We start from the raw sequence: 20,479 nt of genomic DNA, 5'->3' as shown, positions 1-20,479 counted from the left end.
GGGTCACCTCCCCGGCGCGGACGGGCTGACGGCGGTTCACGGCGCCTTCACCTCCGCGCCTCGCAGGATGGGGCTGAGCAGCAGCGACGCGGCGTCGGGCACCTGGTCCTCGTCGACGCCGGCCATCGCGGCGGCGAGGCTGCGTGCCTCGGCACGCTGCTGGGGGGTGTCGGTGTCGGCCAGGCTGGGGTTGAAGAAGCCGGCCTCGTCGAGGCTCGACACCGCCGCACGCTGGTAGTCGGCCTCGGTGCCGAACTTGCCGTTGTGGCTGTTCCTCACGCCGATCAGCTTGAACACCTCCGGGGACACCTCGAACGGGTCGGTCTTGCTGTAGGGCCACTTCGACGGGTCGTCGGCGTTCTGCTTGAAGATCTTCAGGTCCTCGCAGACGGCACCGATGGTGTTGGGCAGCTTCCCGCGCTTCTTGTCAGGCGCGTCGATGTACTCGACCTTGCTCGGGTCGGCCTGGGGCGCCTCCGCGATCTGACGGTTGCTCGGGATCCGGGCGTTCTCGTCGAAGCCGAAGTACGTGGGCTGCTGCGGCAGCGTCTCGAGGTCGATGTGCACCGTGTTGTTGCGCAGCACGCTGTTCAGCTTCGGCAGCACGGTGGCCATGCCGCCGGTGAAGCACGGGAAGCTGCTCGCGTACTCCGCGGTGACGCCGAGGATGACGCGGTTCTGCTTCGCCAGGACCTCGAGGTTCTCGCCGTTGGCCTTCGTGAAGTCGGTCAGCGTGTTCGCCAGGCGCGTGCCCTCGCTGTAGAACGCCGCGAGCTGCGTGCGCTTGGCGACCACCGTGTTGCCGGTGACCACCGTGTTGCGCAGCAGCCGGCCGAGGGTCGGCATCTGCGCGGCGTAGCCGTCGGAGACCTTGCCGAGCTTGGTGAGGTCGGTGACGAGCGTCGGGACGTCGGGGTTGAGGGCGGTGAGGTACTCATTGGCCTGGACCAGCGTCTGGCCGAGCTTCTCGCCACGACCCTCCAGCGCCTGCGACACCGCGGTCAGCGTCGAGGACAGCTCAGCGGGCTCCACCGCCTGCAGCAGCGGGTAGAGGTCGTTGAGCAGCTGCTCGACCTCGATCGGCACCTCGGCCCGCTGGATCATGTCGCCGGCCTTGAGCTTCTCCGGTCCGGCGTCGTCGGCGGGGATGAGCGCGATGTACTTCTCGCCGAACAGCGTCTTCGGGACGATCTCGGCCGTGACGTCGGCCGGCACCTCGTCGATGAGGTCGGGCTTCATGCCGAGCACGATGCGCACCCCGCCGTCGTGCGGCTCGACCTTGCGGACCTCGCCGACGATCATGCCGCGGAGCTTCACGTCGGCGTTCTCGGGCAGGTTGAGGCCGGCGGTGCCGGTGTCGACGGTGACGTCGTCGGTGGCCACGAAGGTCTTGGAGAAGAACGCGAACGTCAGCCAGATGAAGAACAGCATGATCGCGAGCAGCGCGGCCCCGAGGAGCTTGAGGCTGGTGGGGCGCTCGGCGAGGGGTGTGGCAGCCATGTCAGCCCGCCAATCTGACGGTGACGGTCGTGCCCCAGATCGCCATGGAGGCGAGCAGGTCGACGACGTTGACCGCGACGATCGAGGTACGGACGGCACGTCCCACGGCGACGCCGACGCCGGCGGGTCCGCCAGAGGCGTAGTAGCCGTAGTAGCAGTGGATGAGGATGACGACGACGGCGAAGATCAGCACCTTGCCGAACGACCAGAGCACGTCGCCCGGGGGCAGGAACGTCTGGAAGTAGTGGTCGTACGTGCCGGTGCTCTGGCCCAGGAACTGGGTGATGGTCAACCGGGTCGCGAAGTAGGAGGACAGCAGGCCCACCACGTACAGCGGGATGACGGCGATGAGGCCGGCGAGCACGCGGGTCGTGACGAGGAACTGCATCGACGGCACGGCCATGACCTCGAGCGCGTCGACCTCCTCGGAGATCCGCATGGCGCCCAGCTGGGCGGTGAAGCCGCAGCCGACGGTCGCGGCCAGGGCGATGCCGGCGACGATCGGCGCGATCTCGCGGGTGTTGAAGTAGGCCGAGACGAAGCCGGACAGGGCCGACGTGCCGAGCTGGTCGAGCGCGGCGTAGCCCTGGATGCCGACCTCGGTGCCGGTGAAGAAGCACATCGCGACGATGACGCCGACGGTGCCGCCGATGACGGCGAGCGCGCCGGAGCCCAGCGTGACCTCGGCGAGCAGCCGCAGGATCTCGCGGCTGTAGTTCTTGATGGTGAACGGCACCGCACGCAGGACGCGCAGGTAGAAGAGCAGCTGCGTGCCCATGCCCTCCAGGGCGGCTGCGGGGCGCTCGTAGAGCGCGCTGACCTTGGTCGCCATGCTCACATCCCCTTCGGCGGCACGAGCTGGATGTAGATCGCCGAGACGAAGAAGTTCACGATGAACAGCAGCAGGAACGTGATCACCACGGCCTCGTTCACCGCGTCACCCACGCCCTTCGGCCCGCCCTTGGCGTTCATGCCCTTGTAGGAGGCCACGATCGCGGCGATGTAGCCGAAGATGACCGCCTTGACCATGCCTTGGTAGATGTCGGGCAGCTGCGCGAGCGCCGTGAACGACGCCAGGTACGCCCCTGGTGTGCCGTCCTGCAGGACGACGTTGAAGACGTAGCCGCCCGCCACGCCGACGATGGTCACCAGTCCGTTCAGGAAGACGGCGATGAGCATGCAGGCGAGCACGCGCGGCACGACGAGGCGCTGGATCGGGTCGATGCCGAGCACCATCATCGCGTCGAGCTCCTCGCGGATCTTGCGCGAGCCGAAGTCGGCGGCGATGGCCGAGCCGGCGGCGCCGGCGATCAGGAGGGCCGTGGCGATCGGGCCCGCCTCGCGCACGACCGCGAGCACGGCCGCGGAGCCGGTGAAGGACTGGGCGCCGAACTGCTTGATGAGTCCGCCGACCTGCAGCGCGATGACCGCGCCGAACGGGATCGAGACGAGGGCGGTGGGCACGATCGTCACGGTGACGATGAACCACGCCTGCGTCAGGAACTCCTTGAGCTGGAACGGACGCCGGAACAGCGCGACGGTGACGTCGAGCATGAAGGCGAACAGGCCACCCGCGACGCGTGCGGGGGCCGTCAGCTTCGTTGCGCTCACGCGGTGGCACCCGGTGCGAGGCTCATGTTCTCCTCGAACGAGCCGGGGGGCGGCGTGATCCCGTGCTCGCGGCACCAGGCGCCCGGCTCGCGCTGCCCGGCCCGCGGACGACCGTCGGAGGGCTCGAGCTGGCGCGGGATCGGCGGCAGCGGCGGCATGTCGAGCTCGGCCTCCGCGGCGAGCTCGGCGGCGTCCTTCTCCTCGGACATGCCGATGGGGCCGACGCGCTGGGCGTTCAGGAACTGGGCCACGACCGGCTCGGTCGAGGACAGGAGCATCTCGCGCGGGCCGAACATCGCCAGGTGCTTGTGGTAGAGCAGGCCGATGTTGTCCGGGACCGTCCGGGTGGAGTTGATGTCGTGGGTGACGATGAGGAACGTCGCGTCGATCTGCGCGTTCAGGTCGATGAAGAGCTGGTTGATGTAGGCCGTGCGCACCGGGTCGAGGCCGGAGTCGGGCTCGTCGATGAGCAGGATCTCCGGCTCCAGGACGAGCGCACGCGCCAGGCCGGCGCGCTTGCGCATACCGCCTGAGATCTCGCCGGGCAGCTTCATCTCCGCCCCGGCCAGACCCACGATGTCCATCTTGTCCATGACGATCTGGCGGATCTCGGACTCGGACTTGCGGGTGTGCTCGCGCAGCGGGAACGCGCAGTTGTCGAAGAGGTTCATCGAGCCGAACATGGCGCCGTCCTGGAACAGCACGCCGAACAGCTTGCGGATCTCGTAGAGGTCCTTCTCCTTGCACGTCGCGATGTCGACGCCCTCGATCCAGATGTGGCCCTCGTCGGGCTTCAGCAGACCGATCAGCGACTTCAGGAACACCGACTTGCCGGTACCCGACGGGCCCAGCATCACCGAGATCTCACCCGCAGGAAGCGTCAGCGAGACGTCTCCCCAGATCAGCTGCGACCCGAAGCTCTTCGTCAGGTTCTCGACCTTCACCTCGACGCCCACGGACCCCTCCTCCACTCCAGCGCGACCCGGACACTCACCACGGGGTCCGGGTCGATGTGACCCGGACCACCTATTGTAACGACACCGTGCGACGCCGGTTACGAGAACTCCCTCATGAGTTGACTCGTCAGTAACGTGTCGCAGGTCTCAGCGACCGTACCTCATGCAACTCGGGGTGACAAAGGTGGCATCCGTCACGTGGACGGCACCGTCATGACTCGTGCGTCGTGTCGTCACCGGGCCGCCGCCGAGGTTCGTCGAGGGACTTTCGGCCCTCGCGCACCGGGTTCCCGGGCCGCGCACGTCGTCGTCCCGCGCCTGCGGCCGTGGGGGTTCTCGTGGAGGTGAGCGAGCCGGGGTGTGGAAGCTCGTGAGTTCACGTTCGGGACGAGCGGCCCTACCGGGCGGACGCGAAGGACCCCCGCCGCACCCGGTGTCCCGGGGCGACGGGGGTCCTCGTCGACGTCGCTGCGGACGTCAGGCTGACAGCCTCAGATCACTTGAGGGTGACCGTGGCGCCGGCGGCCTCGAGGGCCTCCTTGGCCTTCTCGGCGGCCTCCTTGTTGACCTTCTCCAGGACGGGCTTCGGAGCGCCCTCCACGAGGTCCTTGGCCTCCTTCAGGCCGAGGCTCGTGAGACCGCGCACCTCCTTGATGACCTGGATCTTCTTGTCGCCGGCCGACTCGAGGACGACGTCGAACTCGTCCTGCTCGGCGGCGGCGTCACCGGCGTCGCCACCGGCAGCCGCGGGGGCGCCGGCAGCGGCCACGGCCACGGGGGCAGCGGCGGTGACCTCGAAGGTCTCCTCGAAGGCCTTCACGAACTCGGAGAGCTCGATGAGGGTCAGTTCCTTGAATGCGTCGAGCAGCTCGTCGGTGCTGAGCTTCGCCATGAGTGGCGTCCTTTCGTTGGTGAGACCCCGAGGGGGTCCCGATGTGAATCGGGCGTTCAGCCCTCGGTGCCCGCGTCGTCAGACGCAGTGGATGCGGACTCGGCGGCAGCCTCGTCCGCGGGCGCCGCCTCGGCCACGGGGGCCTCGTCGGCAGTGTCGGCGGCAGGCGCCTCCTCGGCCTTCTTCGCCTCGAGGGCCGCCACGAGGCGGGCCGTCTGGGCGAGGGGGGCGTTGAAGAGCGACACGGCGTTCTGAAGGCTGCCCTTCATCGCGCCCGCGAGCTTGGCGAGGAGGACCTCGCGCGACTCGAGGTCTGCCAGCTTCTTGACCTCGTCGGCGTCGAGCGACTTCCCGTCGAGGAAGCCTCCCTTGATGACGAGGGTGGTGTTGGCCTTCGCGAAGTCACGCAGACCCTTCGCTGCCTCGACGACATCACCCTTGATGAAGGCGATGGCGGTCGGACCCGTCAGCAGGTCTTCGGACAGCTCGACCCCGGCCTCGCGGGCCGCGATCTTGGTCAGCGTGTTCTTGGCGACGGCATAGCTCGCACCCTCACCGAGCGAGCGCCGCAGTTCCTGCAGCTGCTTCACGGTGAGACCGCGGTACTCGGTGAGGACGATGCCGTCCGACTCGCGCAGGCTCTGCGCGAGCTCGGCGACGGCGGCGACCTTCTCCGCGTTTGCCATGGGTCTCCTTCAGGTGGTCGTTGCCTACGACCGACGCCATGCAGGGATGCGCACGTCGGGAGGCTCTGGGAACCCACCACCATGAGGACACCTGCGCGGGCCGCCTCGTTCGAGGCACTTCACGGGACCCAGGTGGGACCCGACCAGCGGTCTTCGGCTGGTCCAGTCTACGCACGAGCCCCCGCAGCACCAAATCCGGTGCGGCGGGGGCTCACGGCGGGGTCCGAGGACGACGTCACATGGCGCCGGCACCCATCTTGCTGAGGTCGACGTCGGAGATCTGGTCCTGCGCGGGCGCCTCGATGGAGACGTCCTCGCCCCACTTGCTGTAGTCCATCGTCATCGCCGTGCCCGCGAGGTCCATCGTGATGCGTCGCGGGAGGTTGTCCGGGCCGATGTACATCGTGTAGACGATCTCCTTCGGCAGCTGCGACGAGGCGCCCGCGCCGGCCGCGCCCAGCTGGGAGACGATCTTCTGGGAGTCGACACCCACGACGTACGGCTTCGCCTCGACGCCGTCGATCTTCTTCGCGGCGCCCTTCTGCTCGAAGCTGGTGATCGAGCCCTGCAGCTGCTCGATCTGCTTGGAGGGGTCGACGCTGTCCAGCAGCCCGCTGAACTGCTTGCCGATCGGGTTGCTGGTGTCGTTGAGGTCGATCTTCGCGAACTTGTTCTGCGTCATCGGGCCCATGTTCATGTAGAAGACGCCGCCGACGAGGCGCATCTCGATGTCGCCCTGCGCGCCGGCGGACATCTTCATCGCCATCTTCGTGTCGGCGACGTCCTTCGCGACCGCGACGTCGCCGCTGGCCTTGATCTCCTGGCCGCTGACGCCGAAGTCCATCTCGACGTGACTGGTCTTGGCGTCCTGCTGGGCCTGGGAGACCTCGGTGAAGAAGTTGTCCTTCGTGAGCGTGGTCGACGCCTTCTCACCGACGGAGGACGAGTCGCCCTTCGCCTGGGAGGCGTCGTCACCGCCGCACGCGGCGAGGGTGGTGCCGGCGGCGAGCACGAGGGACAGCGCCGCGGTGGTCTTCTTGAGGCGAAGGTTCATGTTTGGAGCGTACCTGCCGCTCGATGGGGTACGCGAGGTGACGGGTGACGTCCCGCGGGCCATCCTGGCATGCGCCACGAGACCCCCGTGCGACGCAGTGGCGGCGTGACGTACAGCGAGGAGGACACGTGATCGAGGTCGTCGGAGGCACCACCGACCAGCAGGAGCAGGAGCTCGCACGCTACGCGGTGCTCACCGAACCGGTCGGCCGCGACCTGCAGGCGCTCGTCGACCTCGCGGCGCAGGCCTGCGACGTCCCCAGCGCGGCCATCAACATCATCACGCGCGACCAGCAGCACCAGATCGTCGCCACGGCGGGGATCGCGCCGTCGGTGTGCTCGCGGTCGGACTCGATGTGCGCGGCCGTGATGGCCGAGCGCGACGCCGTGGTGGTGCCCGACGCCACCGCGGACGAGCGCTTCCGGACCAACCCGTTCGTCACGGGCGTCATCGGCGCCGTCCGGTTCTACGCGTCGGCCCCGCTGGTGACCCCCGACGGCGTGCACCTCGGGCGGCTGTGCCTGTTCGACGAGTCGGCTCGCGAGCTCACCTCGGAGCAGGAGACGTCGCTGCGCACCGTCGCGGAGCAGGTCATGGACGTGCTCGAGCTGAGGCTGCGCACCCGTGAGCTCGAGCGCGCCAACCACCACCTGGCGCTGTTCGCCGGCCAGGTGAGCCACGACCTGCGCAGCCCGCTCACCGCGATCCTCGCCAACGTCGAGCTGCTGGAGACCGAGCCGGTCGTCGCCACGCACGGCGACCTCGGCACGGTCGTCCGTGCGGTCTCCGACGCCGGCCGCCGCATGAACCGCATGATCGAGGAGATGCTCGAGTTCGCGGTGCGGGGCGGCCGTCTCTCCCTCGTCGACACCCCGCTGGAGCACGTGTTCACGCTCGCCCTGACCGACCTCGAGCCCGTGGTGCGCCAGGGTGGCGCAACGGTGACGGTGGGGATGCTGCCGACGGTCCGCGCCGACGCGGACATGCTGTACTCCGTCGTGCTGAACCTGCTCACGAACGCACTGAAGTTCACGCGTCCGGGCATCCCGGCGCAGGTGAGCGTGGCTGCGCGCCGCCAGGGCGACGCCTGGCGGGTGACGGTGGCCGACAACGGCCGTGGCATCGAGCCCGAGCGGCGTCGGGAGGTCTTCGACCTGTACGACCGCGGCGACGACCCCGACAGCCACGGCATCGGCCTGGCCACCACGCGCCGGCTCGTGCAGGCCCACGGCGGCCGGGTCGGCGTGGAGGGCTCCCCTGCCGGTGGCGCGGCGGTGTGGTTCGAGCTGCCTGCGGGGTAGCCCCGACCGGTTCCCAGACGTGGAGTGCGTGGGGAACTCGTGGGGGACTTCTGTGGATCTGGGCTCCGTAGCGTCGTCGACATCACCTCGACCACGCAGCACCGCACAGGAAGCCACACCATGAACACCAAGAAGGTCCTCCTCCCCCTCGCCACCCTGCTCGCCGCCGGCGCCGTCGCGATCGGCTCGGGCGCGACGTTCACCTCGAGCACGGCCAACACGATCAGCTCGGTGACGTCGGGCACCCTGACGCACACGAACTCCAAGAACAACGCGGCGGTCTTCTCGCTGTCGAACATCAAGCCCGGCGACGTCGTCAACGGCAGCCTCACCATCACCAACACCGGTTCGCTGCCGGCCTCGTTCAGCCTGACCGAGACGTCCTCGACGAACGGCTTCGCCGACAACGCGCTCTCGCTCACCATCACCAACACCACGACGGGCACGAAGGTCTACGACGGCAACTTCGGTGGTCTGACCGACGGCCAGAAGAACCCGCTCGGCACCGTCGACCCCGGCGTCGCGAGCTCCTACACCTTCTCGGTGCGCCTCTCCGACACGGCGGACAACACGCAGCAGGGCAAGACCGCCTCGGCCGCGTACAGCTGGGACTCCACGCAGCTCGCCGCCACCACCACCAACCAGTGAGACCAGCCCGGACGTGACGTGGAGGGAGGGTCACGTCCGGGTCGCCCCGGCACGCGGTGAGGGCCGCGTGCCGGGCCCGGGGGGGGGGGGGGGGGGGGGGGGCGGAGGCGCGCACCCGCTGCGCGCCTCCGCCGGCCCCCCTCCACCACGAGCGCCGGCCACGACCATCCGCCACGAGCAGGGAGAGCAGCATGAGCTCCTCAGCGCACCACCGCGTCGAGCGACGCACCGCACGCCGGGCCACCTCCTGGGCGGTCAACGCGCTCCTGGTCGTGGCGACCCTCGCGGGTCTGGCCTACCTCGCGCCGAGCCTCCTGGGCTACCAGCGCTACGTGATCACCGGCGGCTCCATGACCGGGACCATCGACAAGGGCTCGATCGTCTTCGAGAAGGCCGTGCCGGTCGCGGACCTCACCGTCGGCGACGTGATCACCTACCAGCCTCCCGCCGACAGCGGCGTCCCCACCCTCGTGACGCACCGCATCATCGAGATCGGCACCGCCGAGGGCGGCGGTCGGCTGTTGCGGACGCAGGGTGACGCGAACCCGCAGCCCGACCCCTGGCGGTTCTCGCTGACCGCGCCCACCCAGCCCGTCGTCCAGCACCACGTGCCCCACCTCGGCTGGGTGCTCGTCGCCCTCGCCGACCGCGACGTGCGCGTGCTCCTCCTGGGCGTCCCGGCGGGTCTCGTCGCCCTCGTCAGCGCCGTCGAGCTCGCCAGGGCCCTGCGCGAGGGTCGGCGTGGACGCGACCGTCGGACGGAGACGGACCGGGCGCCGGCTCCGGCACCCGCGAGCGTCGTCGTGCCCGCCCACTCCTGACCGCCTTCGTGGAACGCGCGTGACCTGCGCGTGACCGTCCCGTGGAGTCCACCTTCGTAGCGTTGGAGACATGCCGATGAACGCCCGCCACCTCGCTCCGGCGCCTGTCCGGCGACGGCTGCCCCTGGCAGGCCTCGCGGTGGTCCTCGTCGCCGTCGCGGTCTCGGCGACCGGCTTCTCCTCGGCCACCCTCACCTCCCGCACGGTGAACTCCGCCAGCACCGTGACCGCCGCGGCGGACTGGACGCCCCCGACCGTGGCCGTCACCCCTCCGACCGGCGGGAGCGTCAGCGGCACGGCGACGATCGCCGCCACCGCGAGCGACGCGCAGTCGGGCGTCGCCCAGGTGGTCGTGCAGTACCAGGCGGCGGACGCCGCCACCTGGACGACGCTGTGCACCGACACGACGGCGCCGTACTCCTGCACGTGGGACACCCGCACGGGCACCACCCCCGACGGTCCGTACGACCTGCGCGCGGTCGCGACCGACCGCGCCGGCTACAGCGCGACCTCGGACGTCGTCCACACCTACGTGGCCAACAGCTTCGCGATCGCCTTGTCTCCCCTTGCCGACGCCGTCAGCGGGAACGTCACGGCAACCATGACCGTCTACAACGCGGGCCTGCCGTTCGGCACACCGCGCCTGGAGTACGCACCGGCCGGCTCCGGCCGCTGGACGACGGCCTGCACCGGGGTGCTGCTGGTCTCGAACGTCGCGACCTGCCAGTGGAGCACCGCGAGCCTCGCCGACGGGTCCTACGACCTGCGCGCCGCGGTCGTGGCCGGCGTGACGACCTACACGTCCGTCGTGCAGACCGACGTGCTCGTCGACAACACCCGCCCCACGGTCACGATGGTCGACCCCGGCACGCCGCTCAACGGCGTGCGCACGTTCGCGGCGACGGCGTCGGACGCCGGAGCGGGCGTCGACACGGTCGACCTGCAGTACGTGGCGGGGACCTCGGGCACCTGGCGCTCGCTGTGCACCGTCACGACCGCTCCGTGGTCGTGCCGCTTCGACACCACCGCACTGCCCGACGGCACCTACTCCGTCCGCGCCGTCGCGACCGACGGCGTCGGCCTGCAGACCACCTCCGCGGTCGTGACCGGACGCGTCGTCGACAACACCGTCTCGTCGGTGTCGATGACCGACCCGGGCACGTACCTCACCGGGACCGTCACGCTCGCCGCGAGCGCGAACGCCCCCGCCGGCGCGACGTCGGTGCGGATCCAGCGCGCCCTCGCCGGCAGCGGCACCTGGACCGACGTGTGCACCGACACGACCGCGCCCTACAGCTGCACGTTCGACACGAAGACGGTCGCCGACGGCAGCGTCGACCTGCGCGCCGTGCTGCTCGACGCCCGCGGCACGACGACCGTCTCGAGCATCGTCGCGGGCCGGGTCGTCGACAACAGCCCGGTACGCGCCGTCGACGTGCAGGCCGCCAACGGCGGAGGCACCGTGGGCCGGGTCGACAACGGCGACACCGTCACGCTCACCTACAGCGAGAAGGTCTCCCCCGCGTCGCTCGTGGCCGGGTGGGACGGCTCCGCGCGAGCCGTCACGGTGCGGCTGCGCGACGGAGGCGTCGCGTCCGTCGGCCTCGGCTCCAAGGACGACACCCTCGACGTCACCGGCATGAACCTCGGCAGCGTCAACCTGCGGGCCGACTACCTGAAGAACGGCAAGACCGTCCAGTGGAGCGGCACCGTCACGGCCAGCACCGTGACCGTCGGCGGCGCCACACGCACCGTCGTGACGATCCGGGTCGGCGCGGTGACGTCAGGCACGGGACTGCGGACCGTGACCGCCGCGGCCACGATGGTCTGGACGCCGTCGGCCAACGCGACGGACCTCACCGGCCAGCGGTGCTCCACGGCTCCGGCGACCGAGACCGGCACTGCCGACCGAGACTTCTGAGGAGGACCGACCGTATGCTTCCTGAGATGTCGCCCACCCTGCTGGTCGTCGAGGACGACGACCAGATCGCCGCCCCGCTCGTCCGAACGCTGGAGCGCGAGGACTACACCGTCGAGCGCGTGGCGACCGGCGGGGAGGCCCTCGAGCGGCTCGCCGCCGATGCCGTCGACCTGGTCCTGCTCGACCTGGGACTGCCCGACGTCGACGGGCTCGAGGTCTGTCGACGTGCGCGCGCGGCCGGCTACGAGGGCGGCGTCATGATCCTGACGGCGCGTGGCGGCGAGCTCGACCGCGTGGTCGGTCTCGACGTCGGCGCCGACGACTACCTGCCCAAGCCGTTCGCCCTCGCCGAGCTCCTGGCGCGGGTGCGTGCCCTGCTGCGCCGCACCGCGCGCACCACGCCGGCCGGTCGGGAGGTGCCGGCCGTCAGCGGGGTCCGGGTCGACCGCGACACGCGGCGGGCCTGGGTGCACGACGCCGAGCTCGGGCTGACGGTCAAGGAGTTCGACGTGCTCGCCCTCGTCGAGTCCGCGGGTGGCAGCGTCGTCACGCGCGAGCGCGTCATGGACGAGGTCTGGGACGAGAACTGGTTCGGCTCCACCAAGACGCTGGACACGACCGTCGGGCGGCTCCGTCAGAAGCTGGAGGAGGCCGGCGCGCCCGCGCGCCTCGTCACGGTGCGTGGCGTGGGCTTCCGCTGGGAGACCGGTGCCGCCGATGCGTGAGCGGCTGGTGGCGGCGTTCGTCGGCCTCGCCCTGCTCGTGGTGCTGCTGCCGACCGCGTTCGACCTGGTCGCGGACGGTGTGCTCGCCCACGTCGCCGCCGCGGTCGTGGCCGTCGCACTCGCCGTGGTGGTGGGCGTCGTCGCCGCCCGGCACGTGGCGCGGCCGTTCGAGGAGCTCGGCCAGGCCGCCGCCGACATCGGCGCGGGCCGCTTCGACACCTCGGTCCCCCGCTGCGGCGTCCGCGAGGCCGACGACCTCGGCCGCACGCTGCGCGAGACCGCCCATCGGCTCGACGCCCAGGTCGACCGCGAGCGCGCGCTCGCCGTGACCGCGTCCCACGACCTGCGCACCCCGCTCACCGCGCTGCGTCTCTCGCTGGAGGACCTGACCCGGTGGGAGCAGGTCCCGGCCGAGGTCGCGGTGGAGCTCGAGCGGGCGATCGGCGAGGTCGACCGGCTGGGCGCCGCGGTCACCGACCTGCTGCAGGACCGGCGCGACGCGGCTGCCGGCGAGGGGCCCGAGGTCGACCTCGTCGCGCTGACCACCAGCGTCGTGGACCGCTGGCGCGACCCGCTGTCGGACCAGGGCCGCGGGCTCGTGCTGGAGGCGGCGACGCCCGTCCGCGCGTGCGTGGCCCCCGAGCCCGTGCGCCGGGTCGTCGACGCCCTCGTCGCGTACGCCGCCACCCGGGGCAGCGGGACGGTCACCGTCGACGTGGCGGCCGTGCGTGACGTCGTGCACGTGCGCGTCGGCCACCCCGGCGGACGCCGGGTGCCCGTGGGCATCCTGCACGGCGACGACACGGCCGTGGAGGACGCGGGGCTGACGGCCGCCGCGACGACCGCGGAGGCCGTCGGCGGCTACCTCACGGTCCCGGACGCTCCAGGCTCGCAGCTGCAGCTGATCCTCCCCCGGCGTCGCGCGTCCTCCTGACCGGCGACCACCGGACGGGCAGCCGCACGTTCCACACGTGCCGTCACGCACCGGACCCCCTCAGCCGTCGGCTGAGGGGGTCCGGTGGACGGACGACGTGGGCTCAGGCCTCGTCGGCCGACGTGAAGTTGCGCAGGTGCGACGGGTCGACCGGCACGCCGGGACCGTTGGTCGTGGAGACCGTGACCTTCTTCAGGTAGCGACCCTTGGAGCTGGCCGGCTTGAGACGCAGGATCTCCTCGATCGCCGCGCCGTAGTTCTCCGCGAGCTGCTCGGCCGAGAACGAGGCCTTGCCGATGATGAAGTGCAGGTTCGCGTGACGGTCGACGCGGAACTGGACCTTGCCGCCCTTGATGTCGCTGACGGCCTTGGCGACGTTGACGGTCACCGTGCCGGTCTTGGGGTTCGGCATCAGGTTGCGCGGGCCGAGGACGCGGCCGAGACGACCGACCTTGCCCATCATGTCGGGCGTGGCGACGACGGCGTCGAAGTCGAGCCAGCCGCCGTTCACCTTCTCCACGAGCTCGTCGGCACCCACGTGGTCGGCGCCGGCCTCACGGGCGGCGTCGGCGTTGGCGCCGGTGGCGAAGACCAGGACCCGGGCGGTCTTGCCGGTGCCGTGGGGCAGGTTGACGGTGCCGCGCACCATCTGGTCGGCCTTGCGGGGGTCGACCCCGAGACGCACGGAGACGTCGACGGTGGAGTCGTAGTTCTTGCTGCCCGACTCCTTGGCCAGCGTGGTGGCCTGGAGGGGGGTGTAGAGGGCGTCGCGGTCGATCTTCTCGGCGACCGCGCGGTACGCCTTGCTGCGCTGTGTCATGTCTGGCTTCCTTCGGTGTGCACCAGGTGTGGTCTCGCGGGCCCAGCTGGCCCTGCCACGTGCTGCTGGTCGGGTGGGGGTGGTCAGTCGGTGGTGACGCCCATGGAGCGGGCGGTTCCCTCGACGATCTTCATGGCCTGGTCGATGTCGTTCGCGTTCAGGTCCGGGAGCTTCGTCGTGGCGATCTCACGGATCTGGTCCTTGCTGAGCTTGCCGACCTTGTCCTTGTGCGGGACCGACGAGCCCTTCGCGAGGCCGGCGGCCTTCTTGATCAGCTCGGCCGCGGGCGGCGTCTTCGTGACGAACGTGAACGAGCGGTCCTCGTAGATGGTGATCTCGACGGGGACGACGTTGCCGCGCATGGACTCCGTGGCGGCGTTGTACGCCTTGCAGAACTCCATGATGTTGACGCCGTGCGGGCCGAGCGCCGTGCCGACGGGCGGCGCGGGGTTGGCCTGGCCGGCCTGCAGCTGCACCTTGACGAGCGCTGCGACCTTCTTCTTGGGAGGCATTCTTCTTCGGGTCCTTCTGGTGGATGGGTGGTGCGGGTCGAGGAGGCGGACGTCGGCCGGGCCGACGTCACGGTCACACCTTCTGGATCTGGGTGAAGCTCAGCTCGACCGGGGTCTCGCGACCGAAGATCTCGACCAGGGCCTTGACCCTCTGCGCGTCGAGGTTGATCTCCGTGATCGTCGCGTGCAGCGTGGCGAACGGACCGTCGACGACCATGACGGAGTCGCCCGTCGTGAAGTCGGCGAACTCGACCTTGGGGGACGAGGCCGTCTGCTGCTGCTCGGGGGCGTCGGCCGCCTGCTGGGCGACCTCGGCCTCCACCGCCGGGGCGAGCATCTGCTCCACCTCGGCGAGGCTGAGGGGCACGGGCTGGTGGGAGTTGCCCACGAAGCCGGTGACCGACGGCGTGTGGCGCACGACGCCCCACGACTCGTCGGTGAGGTCCATGCGGACCAGCACGTAGCCGGGGAGGACGGTGCGCTTGACGAGCTTGCGCTGGCCGTTCTTGATCTCGGCCACCTCCTCGGTCGGGACCACGATCTCGAAGATGTAGTCCTCGGCGTTGAGGGAGGTGATGCGGTTCTCGAGGTTCGCCTTGACCCGCTTCTCCATGCCGGAGTACGTGTGGACGACGTACCAGTCACCGATCTGGCTGTGCAGGCGCTCGCGGAACTCCGCCAGCGCGTCGACCGGAGCGGCGTCCGCCTCGAGGTCGGCGTCGACCTCGGCCTCGTCGGCCTGGCCGGCGTCGACCGTCTCGTCGGGTGCGTCGAGCGTGTCGACGTCGTCGGTGGTCTCCTCGACCTCGGGCGCCTCGTCGGCGGCCTCGACGTCGGAGAGCTCCTCGACCTCGACGGGGCTCGTCTCGGGGGACTGTTCAGTCACAAGGTTCCTCTGCGGGTGTGCGTCTGGGATTCACGCGAAGACGGCGAACATCGCCTTGCCGAACCCGTAGTCCAGGCCGGCGACGAACGCCATCATGATCAGGACGAAGACGAGCACGACGAAGAAGTAGTTGACGACCTGCGGTCGCGTGGGCCACACGACCTTGCGCAGCTCCGCGACGACCTGGCGGTAGAAGGTCAGCGGGGAGGTGCGCCGCTCCTTCGTGGCCGACGTCTCGTGGCTCTCGCTCACGGTGTTCCCTTCGTTGGATCGTGCTGGTCTGGTGGTGCGTCGTGCTGGCACGGCACGAGGGACTTGAACCCCCAACCTTCGGTTTTGGAGACCGATGCTCTGCCAGTTGAGCTAGTGCCGTCTGCCGGTGACCCTGGCCGACCGCACCCGTCCTGCAGGCAGGGACGAGGGCATGACGAGACAGCGTGACTTTCTCACCGGTCCGACCAGTGTACGGGGTGGTGGGCGGCGGAGTCGAACCGCCTCGGGACGGACGGGCCGCTGCGCTGCCCGCGGGTTCGTCGACGTCGCTGGTGCGATGGCTGCGGTGGGTCTCGTCCTGCTGCTGCGCTGCCTGCCTTCGTCGTGACCTTGGCGGGGCGCTGCCTGCGTCTGTCTGTGCTCGCTGGTGCGCTGCCTCGGCTGGCGCTGGGCTCGGTCTCCGAAAGGGCCTCGACCGGGCGGCTGGCAGCTGCGCCGGTCTGGGGTCTCGGGCTGTGGCTTCGGCACGGGGTGGACGCAAGAATCTGCGTTCGTGCGCTGGGATTCGAAGGATGCTGCGTTGACTACGGGATCCCGTCGTGAACGCAGAAGCGTTCGACCTCGTTCGCGTGAATGCAGAATCTTGCGTCCGACGCGGGCCACAGCCCGAGACCCGAAGCCGACCCCCGCCCAGCCGCCCGGTCGAGGCCCTTGCGGAAGCCACCCCCAGCGTGAGCCGAGGCAGCGCAGCAGCAAGGCCACCCGGCGTGAACACAATGTGCGCGACTGGCCGGTAACCGGCGGGCGGGCGTATGACTGGGGATCGTGACCCACTCCACGACCGAGAGCGCGGTCGGGGCCTCCCCCGCGCCGAACGTGTCCCACTCCATCACCGTCCGCCTGGAGGTGCCCGCCGGGGGCACCGCCGTCGGCCACCTCACGACCACGGTCGAGCAGAACGGCGGTGTCGTGACCGCGCTCGACGTCGCCGCCTCGCGCGGGGACGCGCTGCGCATCGACCTGACGATCGCCGCCGGCGACACGCACCACGCCGACCGCATCGCGGACGCGTTGCGCGCGATCCCCGACGTCGAGGTCAAGAAGGTCTCCGACCGCACCTTCCTCATGCACCTCGGCGGCGTCATCGAGACCGCCTCCAAGCACGCCCTGCGCAACCGTGACGACCTCTCGATGGTCTACACGCCGGGCGTCGCCCGCATCTGCCAGGCGATCGCCGCCGACCGCGAGGACGCGCGCCGGCTCACCATCAAGCGCAACAGCGTCGCCGTCGTCACCGACGGGTCGGCCGTGCTCGGGCTCGGCAACATCGGCCCGCACGCGGCCCTGCCGGTCATGGAGGGCAAGGCGGCGCTGTTCAAGACCTTCGGCGGCATCGACGCCTGGCCGCTGTGCCTCGACACGCAGGACGTCGACCAGATCGTTGAGATCGTCGCCGCCGTCGCCCCCGGGTTCGCGGGCGTGAACCTCGAGGACATCTCGGCGCCCCGCTGCTTCGAGATCGAGGCCCGGCTGCGCGAGCGCCTGGACATCCCCGTCTTCCACGACGACCAGCACGGCACGGCCATCGTCGTGCTCGCGGCCCTGCGCAACGCGCTGCGCGTGGTCGAGAAGTCGCTCGAGGACGTCGGCGTGGTGCTCGTCGGCGCGGGCGCCGCCGGGACCGCCATCCTGCGACTGCTGCTGGGCGCCGGCCTCAGCGACGTCGTCGTCTGCGACGTCGACGGCATCGTCTCGACCGAGCGCGGCGACACCGACCCGACGCTCTGCTGGATCGGCGAGAACACCAACCCGCGCGGGGTCACTGGCACCCTCAAGGACGCCCTGCGCGACGCCGACGTGTTCATCGGCGTCAGCGCTCCGCGACTGATCGACGCCGCCGACGTGGAGACCATGGCCGACGACGCCGTCGTGTTCGCCCTGGCCAACCCGGACCCGGAGATCGACCCCTCCCTGGCCCGCCAGCACGCGCGCGTCGTGGCGACAGGTCGCTCGGACTACCCCAACCAGATCAACAACGTGCTGGCGTTCCCCGGCATCTTCCGCGGCCTGCTCGACGCGCACAGCCACGGCATCGAGGTGCCGGTGCTGCTCGCGGCCTCGGAGGCCATCGCCGCCTGCGTCGAGGACGACGAGCTGAACGCCGACTACATCGTGCCGAGCGTGTTCCACCCGGAGGTCCACCACCGGGTGGCGGACGCCGTCGAGAAGGCCGCCCGCGCGGTCGAGAAGGCGGACGGAGCCTGAGCGGCGCGGGACGGCTACCGTGGCTGCATGAGTGCCGCGAACGCCGTCCCGTCGCCCGGCCGGACCCTGCGCGTGCTCGCGCTCGCGCTCTGCGCGTCGCCCCTGTTCATGCTGGTCGCGGTGGTCCTGGTGCTGCCGCCGTCGGACGGTGGGCTCTCCCTGCCGGTCGGTCTGCGCGTGCTGGCGCTCGTCGCCGCGGCCGGTGTGCCGTCGATGCTGTTCCACGTGCTCGTGCGCCGCTCCACCGTCGATCGCGTGCGCACCGGGCTCGAGCCCGGCGGTGCTCGCTCCTCCCTCGAGGAGGGGCTCGCCGCGTGAGGCCCGTCGCCACGCTCCCGAAGGCGCACCTGCACCTGCACTTCACCGGCTCGATGCGGCACACCACGCTGGTCGAGCTCGCCGCCCGCGACGGCATCCGCCTGCCGCCGGCGCTCGTCGAGGAGTGGCCCCCGCAGCTCGTGGCCACCGACGAGAAGGGCTGGTTCCGGTTCCAGCGGCTCTACGACGTCGCACGGTCGGTGCTGCGCACCGAGGCCGACGTCCGCCGGCTCGTGCTCGAGGCCGCCGAGGACGACGCGCGCGACGGCTCGGTGTGGACCGAGATCCAGGTCGACCCGTCGGGCTACGGGGCCCGGTTCGGGGGGATCACGGCGTTCACCGACCTCGTCATCGACGCCGCGCGCGACGCGTCCGAGCGCACCGGCACGCACATGGCCGTCGTCGTGGCGGCCAACCGCACGCGCCACCCGCTCGACGCACGCACCCTGGCGCGTCTCGCCGCACAGTACGCGGGCCGCGGCGTCGTCGGCTTCGGGCTCTCCAACGACGAGCGACGCGGCGAGACGGCCGCCTTCGCGCCCGCGTTCGCCATCGCGGAGCGAGCCGGCCTGTCGCTCGTGCCGCACGGGGGCGAGCTGCTCGGCCCCGCGCACGTGGCGCAGTGCCTCGACCACCTCCACCCCACCCGCATCGGGCACGGCGTCCGGTCCAGCGAGGACCCTGCGGTGCTGTCACGCGTGGCCGAGGCGGGGGTCGCGCTCGAGGTGTGCCCGACGTCGAACGTGTCGCTCGGCGTCTACGCCACGCTCGAGGAGGTGCCGGTGCGCACGCTCGTCGAGGCCGGGGTCGACGTCGCGCTCGGCGCCGACGACCCGCTGCTCTTCGGCTCGCGCCTCGCGGGGCAGTACAACGTGCTGCGGGCCGCGCAGGACTTCAGCGACGACGAGCTCGCCGCCCTGGCCGCGATGTCGGTGCGCCGCTCGCACGCCCCCGACGACCTCAAGGCCGACGCGCTCGCCGGGATCGAGCGGTGGCGGACGTCGTGAGCCCGCAGGACCAGGAACCTGCCGAGCGGCACCCCGCCGCCGAGCGCGCGTACGCGACGGGGCTCGCGTCGGTCGTCGGCGGCCTGCTCGTGGTGCCGCTGCTGCTCGGCCCCTGGGCGTGGTACCTGGGGGCCGGCGTGCTGCGCGACGTCGAGCGGGAGCCGGGACGCTGGGCGGGCGCCGGCCGCGCCCGCGCCGGACTCGTCCTGGGCGCGGTGGCGACGACGGCGCTCGGGCTCACCGTGCTGGCGCTGGTCGGCTGGGCCGCGGTGGAGCTGGTGGCGCTGCGCCGCGACACCGGGTACTGAGAGGCCGTCCGTCTCCGCACATGTGCAGGTCACGGCGAAGCGGAAAGAGGTCTCAGAGCGCGCAGCCGACGAGCACGGGCTCGGGCACCAGGGTGACGCCGAACGCGTCGCGCACGCCGTCGCGGACCTCGCGGGCGAGCGCGAGGACGTCGGCGCTCGAGGCCCCGCCGCGGTTGGTCAGGGCCAGCGTGTGCTTGGTGGAGAGGCCGGCGCGACCGTCCGCCACCGCGTGGCCGCGCTCGAACCCGGCGGCCTGGATCAGCCACGCCGCGCTCGTCTTGACGCTGCCGTCGGGCTGCGGGAACCGGGGCGCACCCTCGGGGAGCCGCTGAGCCGACTCGACGTCGAGCACGGGGTTGGTGAAGAACGAGCCCGCGCTCCACGTGTCGGGGTCGTCGGCGTCGAGCACCATGCCCTTGGAGCCGCGCAGGGCGAGCACCGTGCGGCGCACGTCGGCGAGCGGGGCGCGGTCGCCGACGTCGACGCCGAGCCGCGTGGCGAGCTCGGCGTAGGCGATGGGGGCGGACAGGTCGCCCAGGCGCAGCTGGAAGGCGACGACCAGGACGACGTAGCGCCCCGGCTCGGCCTTGAACCGGCTGTGCCGGTAGCCGAAGCAGCAGTCGACGGCGAAGATCGTGCGCACCTTCTGCTCGGTGCGGTCGTACACCCGCACCCAGGCGATGGTCTGGGCGACCTCCTGGCCGTAGGCACCGACGTTCTGTACCGGGGTGGCACCGGTGGAGCCGGGGATGCCCGAGAGGGCCTCCAGGCCGACCCAGCCCGACTCGACCGCGAGGGCGACGAGGTCGTCCCACGGCTCCCCCGCCTGCACGACGACCTGCGCGCCGCTGCACGCGTCGGCCTCGACCTGGACACCGCGGGTGCGGACGAGCACGACGGTGCCGTCGAACCCGGCGTCGTCGACGACCAGGTTGCTGCCCCCCGCCACGAGCAGCAGCGGGGTCCCGGCCGCATCGGCGGTCCGTACCGCGTCGACCAGCTCGGCCTCGGTGGTCACCTCCACGACGTCGCGGGCCGGACCGCCCAGGCGCAGCGTGGTGACGTCGGCGAGCTCCATGCGTCGAGCCTAGGACCTCACCG

The 20,479-nt window shown here is 71.1% G+C and carries 22 protein-coding genes and 1 tRNA gene; 10 read left to right on the top strand and 13 right to left on the bottom strand.

Annotated features, from left to right (window positions below):
- Positions 1-36: 36 nt before the first annotated feature.
- The 7 genes from AC3WRM_RS09595 to AC3WRM_RS09565 form a co-directional block, all read right to left on the bottom strand.
- Positions 37-1,500, bottom strand: a complete 1,464-nt coding sequence (locus AC3WRM_RS09595; protein WP_492248011.1) for an MCE family protein — start codon at positions 1,498-1,500, stop codon at positions 37-39.
- 1 nt (position 1,501) lies between these two features.
- Positions 1,502-2,332 carry an MlaE family ABC transporter permease gene (locus tag AC3WRM_RS09590; RefSeq protein WP_370189965.1) on the bottom strand — a complete coding sequence of 277 codons (831 nt, stop codon included), beginning with the start codon at positions 2,330-2,332 and terminating at the stop codon, positions 1,502-1,504.
- A gap of 2 nt (positions 2,333-2,334) precedes the next feature.
- Positions 2,335-3,054 (bottom strand): MlaE family ABC transporter permease, encoded by a 720-nt coding sequence (locus AC3WRM_RS09585; protein ID WP_083516566.1) that lies wholly within the window; start codon positions 3,052-3,054, stop codon positions 2,335-2,337.
- A 53-nt stretch (positions 3,055-3,107) separates the two neighbouring features.
- Positions 3,108-4,067 carry an ABC transporter ATP-binding protein gene (locus tag AC3WRM_RS09580; protein WP_067854749.1) on the bottom strand — a complete coding sequence of 320 codons (960 nt, stop codon included), beginning with the start codon at positions 4,065-4,067 and terminating at the stop codon, positions 3,108-3,110.
- Positions 4,068-4,563: 496 nt separating this feature from the next.
- Positions 4,564-4,959, bottom strand: a complete 396-nt coding sequence (gene rplL, locus AC3WRM_RS09575) for a 50S ribosomal protein L7/L12 (protein WP_253025260.1) — start codon at positions 4,957-4,959, stop codon at positions 4,564-4,566.
- A gap of 56 nt (positions 4,960-5,015) precedes the next feature.
- Entirely contained in the window at positions 5,016-5,645 is a 630-nt protein-coding gene (gene rplJ / locus AC3WRM_RS09570) for a 50S ribosomal protein L10 (protein ID WP_492248012.1), read from the bottom strand.
- 235 nt (positions 5,646-5,880) lie between these two features.
- Positions 5,881-6,699, bottom strand: coding sequence for an SCO4651 family lipoprotein (locus AC3WRM_RS09565; protein ID WP_492248013.1), 819 nt, complete (start codon positions 6,697-6,699; stop codon positions 5,881-5,883).
- Positions 6,700-6,827: 128 nt separating this feature from the next.
- On the opposite strand from AC3WRM_RS09565, the gene AC3WRM_RS09560 reads away from it, so the two are divergent.
- From AC3WRM_RS09560 to AC3WRM_RS09535, 6 genes are all read left to right on the top strand, one after another.
- Positions 6,828-8,000 carry a sensor histidine kinase gene (locus AC3WRM_RS09560; RefSeq protein WP_492248014.1) on the top strand — a complete coding sequence of 391 codons (1,173 nt, stop codon included), beginning with the start codon at positions 6,828-6,830 and terminating at the stop codon, positions 7,998-8,000.
- Positions 8,001-8,120: 120 nt separating this feature from the next.
- Positions 8,121-8,648, top strand: a complete 528-nt coding sequence (locus AC3WRM_RS09555; RefSeq protein WP_492248015.1) for a TasA family protein — start codon at positions 8,121-8,123, stop codon at positions 8,646-8,648.
- A 191-nt stretch (positions 8,649-8,839) separates the two neighbouring features.
- Entirely contained in the window at positions 8,840-9,469 is a 630-nt protein-coding gene (locus tag AC3WRM_RS09550; protein ID WP_492248016.1) for a signal peptidase I, read from the top strand.
- Positions 9,470-9,539: 70 nt separating this feature from the next.
- Positions 9,540-11,390: an Ig-like domain-containing protein gene (locus tag AC3WRM_RS09545; protein ID WP_492248017.1), complete on the top strand. Its 1,851-nt coding sequence runs from the start codon at positions 9,540-9,542 to the stop codon at positions 11,388-11,390.
- A gap of 26 nt (positions 11,391-11,416) precedes the next feature.
- Positions 11,417-12,115: a response regulator transcription factor gene (locus tag AC3WRM_RS09540; protein WP_492248018.1), complete on the top strand. Its 699-nt coding sequence runs from the start codon at positions 11,417-11,419 to the stop codon at positions 12,113-12,115.
- The gene (locus tag AC3WRM_RS09535; protein WP_492248019.1) at positions 12,108-13,049 is read left to right on the top strand and encodes a sensor histidine kinase; all 942 of its coding nucleotides are present in this window, start codon (positions 12,108-12,110) and stop codon (positions 13,047-13,049) included. Before AC3WRM_RS09540 ends, AC3WRM_RS09535 begins: the two co-directional genes overlap by 8 nt.
- Before the next feature lie 103 nt (positions 13,050-13,152).
- On the opposite strand, the gene rplA is transcribed toward AC3WRM_RS09535, so the two are convergent.
- The 5 genes from rplA to AC3WRM_RS09510 form a co-directional block, all read right to left on the bottom strand.
- A complete protein-coding gene (gene rplA / locus AC3WRM_RS09530) occupies positions 13,153-13,869 on the bottom strand; it encodes a 50S ribosomal protein L1 (RefSeq protein WP_492248020.1) in 717 nt (238 codons plus the stop codon).
- A gap of 83 nt (positions 13,870-13,952) precedes the next feature.
- Positions 13,953-14,381 carry a 50S ribosomal protein L11 gene (rplK, locus tag AC3WRM_RS09525; RefSeq protein WP_492248021.1) on the bottom strand — a complete coding sequence of 143 codons (429 nt, stop codon included), beginning with the start codon at positions 14,379-14,381 and terminating at the stop codon, positions 13,953-13,955.
- A gap of 73 nt (positions 14,382-14,454) precedes the next feature.
- Positions 14,455-15,267 carry a transcription termination/antitermination protein NusG gene (nusG, locus tag AC3WRM_RS09520; protein WP_492248022.1) on the bottom strand — a complete coding sequence of 271 codons (813 nt, stop codon included), beginning with the start codon at positions 15,265-15,267 and terminating at the stop codon, positions 14,455-14,457.
- A gap of 30 nt (positions 15,268-15,297) precedes the next feature.
- Complete coding sequence (gene secE, locus AC3WRM_RS09515) at positions 15,298-15,519, bottom strand: preprotein translocase subunit SecE (RefSeq protein WP_067854707.1); 222 nt, start codon at positions 15,517-15,519, stop codon at positions 15,298-15,300.
- Between the two features lie 45 nt (positions 15,520-15,564).
- Positions 15,565-15,640: transfer RNA gene (locus AC3WRM_RS09510), tRNA-Trp, on the bottom strand.
- A gap of 665 nt (positions 15,641-16,305) precedes the next feature.
- On the opposite strand from AC3WRM_RS09510, the gene AC3WRM_RS09505 reads away from it, so the two are divergent.
- From AC3WRM_RS09505 to AC3WRM_RS09490, 4 genes are read left to right on the top strand one after another with little or no spacing between them, the layout of a single operon-like run.
- On the top strand, positions 16,306-17,745 hold the full coding sequence (locus AC3WRM_RS09505) for an NAD-dependent malic enzyme (RefSeq protein WP_492248023.1): 1,440 nt from the start codon (positions 16,306-16,308) through the stop codon (positions 17,743-17,745).
- A 27-nt stretch (positions 17,746-17,772) separates the two neighbouring features.
- Positions 17,773-18,063 (top strand): hypothetical protein, encoded by a 291-nt coding sequence (locus AC3WRM_RS09500; protein WP_492248024.1) that lies wholly within the window; start codon positions 17,773-17,775, stop codon positions 18,061-18,063.
- A complete protein-coding gene (locus tag AC3WRM_RS09495; protein WP_492248025.1) occupies positions 18,060-19,070 on the top strand; it encodes an adenosine deaminase in 1,011 nt (336 codons plus the stop codon). The genes AC3WRM_RS09500 and AC3WRM_RS09495 overlap by 4 nt, the downstream gene beginning before the upstream one ends.
- Positions 19,055-19,378: a hypothetical protein gene (locus AC3WRM_RS09490; protein ID WP_492248026.1), complete on the top strand. Its 324-nt coding sequence runs from the start codon at positions 19,055-19,057 to the stop codon at positions 19,376-19,378. Before AC3WRM_RS09495 ends, AC3WRM_RS09490 begins: the two co-directional genes overlap by 16 nt.
- Before the next feature lie 52 nt (positions 19,379-19,430).
- Here AC3WRM_RS09490 and AC3WRM_RS09485 read toward each other — a convergent pair whose 3' ends face one another.
- On the bottom strand, positions 19,431-20,456 hold the full coding sequence (locus AC3WRM_RS09485) for a UDP-N-acetylmuramate dehydrogenase (RefSeq protein ID WP_492248027.1): 1,026 nt from the start codon (positions 20,454-20,456) through the stop codon (positions 19,431-19,433).
- Positions 20,457-20,479: the final 23 nt, after the last annotated feature.

It is taken from the genome of Aeromicrobium sp. EU05-FHT14F07 (genome assembly GCF_058790455.1).
This window is presented reverse-complemented; position numbering and strand designations above follow the sequence as displayed.

What these genes read in the sequence shown, in the direction of transcription:
- AC3WRM_RS09590 (WP_370189965.1), bottom strand. Translation starts at nt 2,332, where the DNA reads ATGGCGACCAAGGTCAGCGCGCTCTACGAGCGCCCCGCAGCCGCCCTG.
- AC3WRM_RS09595 (WP_492248011.1), bottom strand. Translation starts at nt 1,500, where the DNA reads ATGGCTGCCACACCCCTCGCCGAGCGCCCCACCAGCCTCAAGCTCCTC.
- AC3WRM_RS09540 (WP_492248018.1), top strand. Translation starts at nt 11,417, where the DNA reads ATGTCGCCCACCCTGCTGGTCGTCGAGGACGACGACCAGATCGCCGCC.
- AC3WRM_RS09485 (WP_492248027.1), bottom strand. Translation starts at nt 20,456, where the DNA reads ATGGAGCTCGCCGACGTCACCACGCTGCGCCTGGGCGGTCCGGCCCGC.
- AC3WRM_RS09555 (WP_492248015.1), top strand. Translation starts at nt 8,121, where the DNA reads ATGAACACCAAGAAGGTCCTCCTCCCCCTCGCCACCCTGCTCGCCGCC.
- AC3WRM_RS09500 (WP_492248024.1), top strand. Translation starts at nt 17,773, where the DNA reads ATGAGTGCCGCGAACGCCGTCCCGTCGCCCGGCCGGACCCTGCGCGTG.
- rplA (WP_492248020.1), bottom strand. Translation starts at nt 13,869, where the DNA reads ATGACACAGCGCAGCAAGGCGTACCGCGCGGTCGCCGAGAAGATCGAC.
- rplL (WP_253025260.1), bottom strand. Translation starts at nt 4,959, where the DNA reads ATGGCGAAGCTCAGCACCGACGAGCTGCTCGACGCATTCAAGGAACTG.
- rplJ (WP_492248012.1), bottom strand. Translation starts at nt 5,645, where the DNA reads ATGGCAAACGCGGAGAAGGTCGCCGCCGTCGCCGAGCTCGCGCAGAGC.
- AC3WRM_RS09585 (WP_083516566.1), bottom strand. Translation starts at nt 3,054, where the DNA reads ATGCTCGACGTCACCGTCGCGCTGTTCCGGCGTCCGTTCCAGCTCAAG.
- AC3WRM_RS09545 (WP_492248017.1), top strand. Translation starts at nt 9,540, where the DNA reads ATGCCGATGAACGCCCGCCACCTCGCTCCGGCGCCTGTCCGGCGACGG.
- rplK (WP_492248021.1), bottom strand. Translation starts at nt 14,381, where the DNA reads ATGCCTCCCAAGAAGAAGGTCGCAGCGCTCGTCAAGGTGCAGCTGCAG.
- AC3WRM_RS09565 (WP_492248013.1), bottom strand. Translation starts at nt 6,699, where the DNA reads ATGAACCTTCGCCTCAAGAAGACCACCGCGGCGCTGTCCCTCGTGCTC.
- AC3WRM_RS09535 (WP_492248019.1), top strand. Translation starts at nt 12,108, where the DNA reads ATGCGTGAGCGGCTGGTGGCGGCGTTCGTCGGCCTCGCCCTGCTCGTG.
- AC3WRM_RS09550 (WP_492248016.1), top strand. Translation starts at nt 8,840, where the DNA reads ATGAGCTCCTCAGCGCACCACCGCGTCGAGCGACGCACCGCACGCCGG.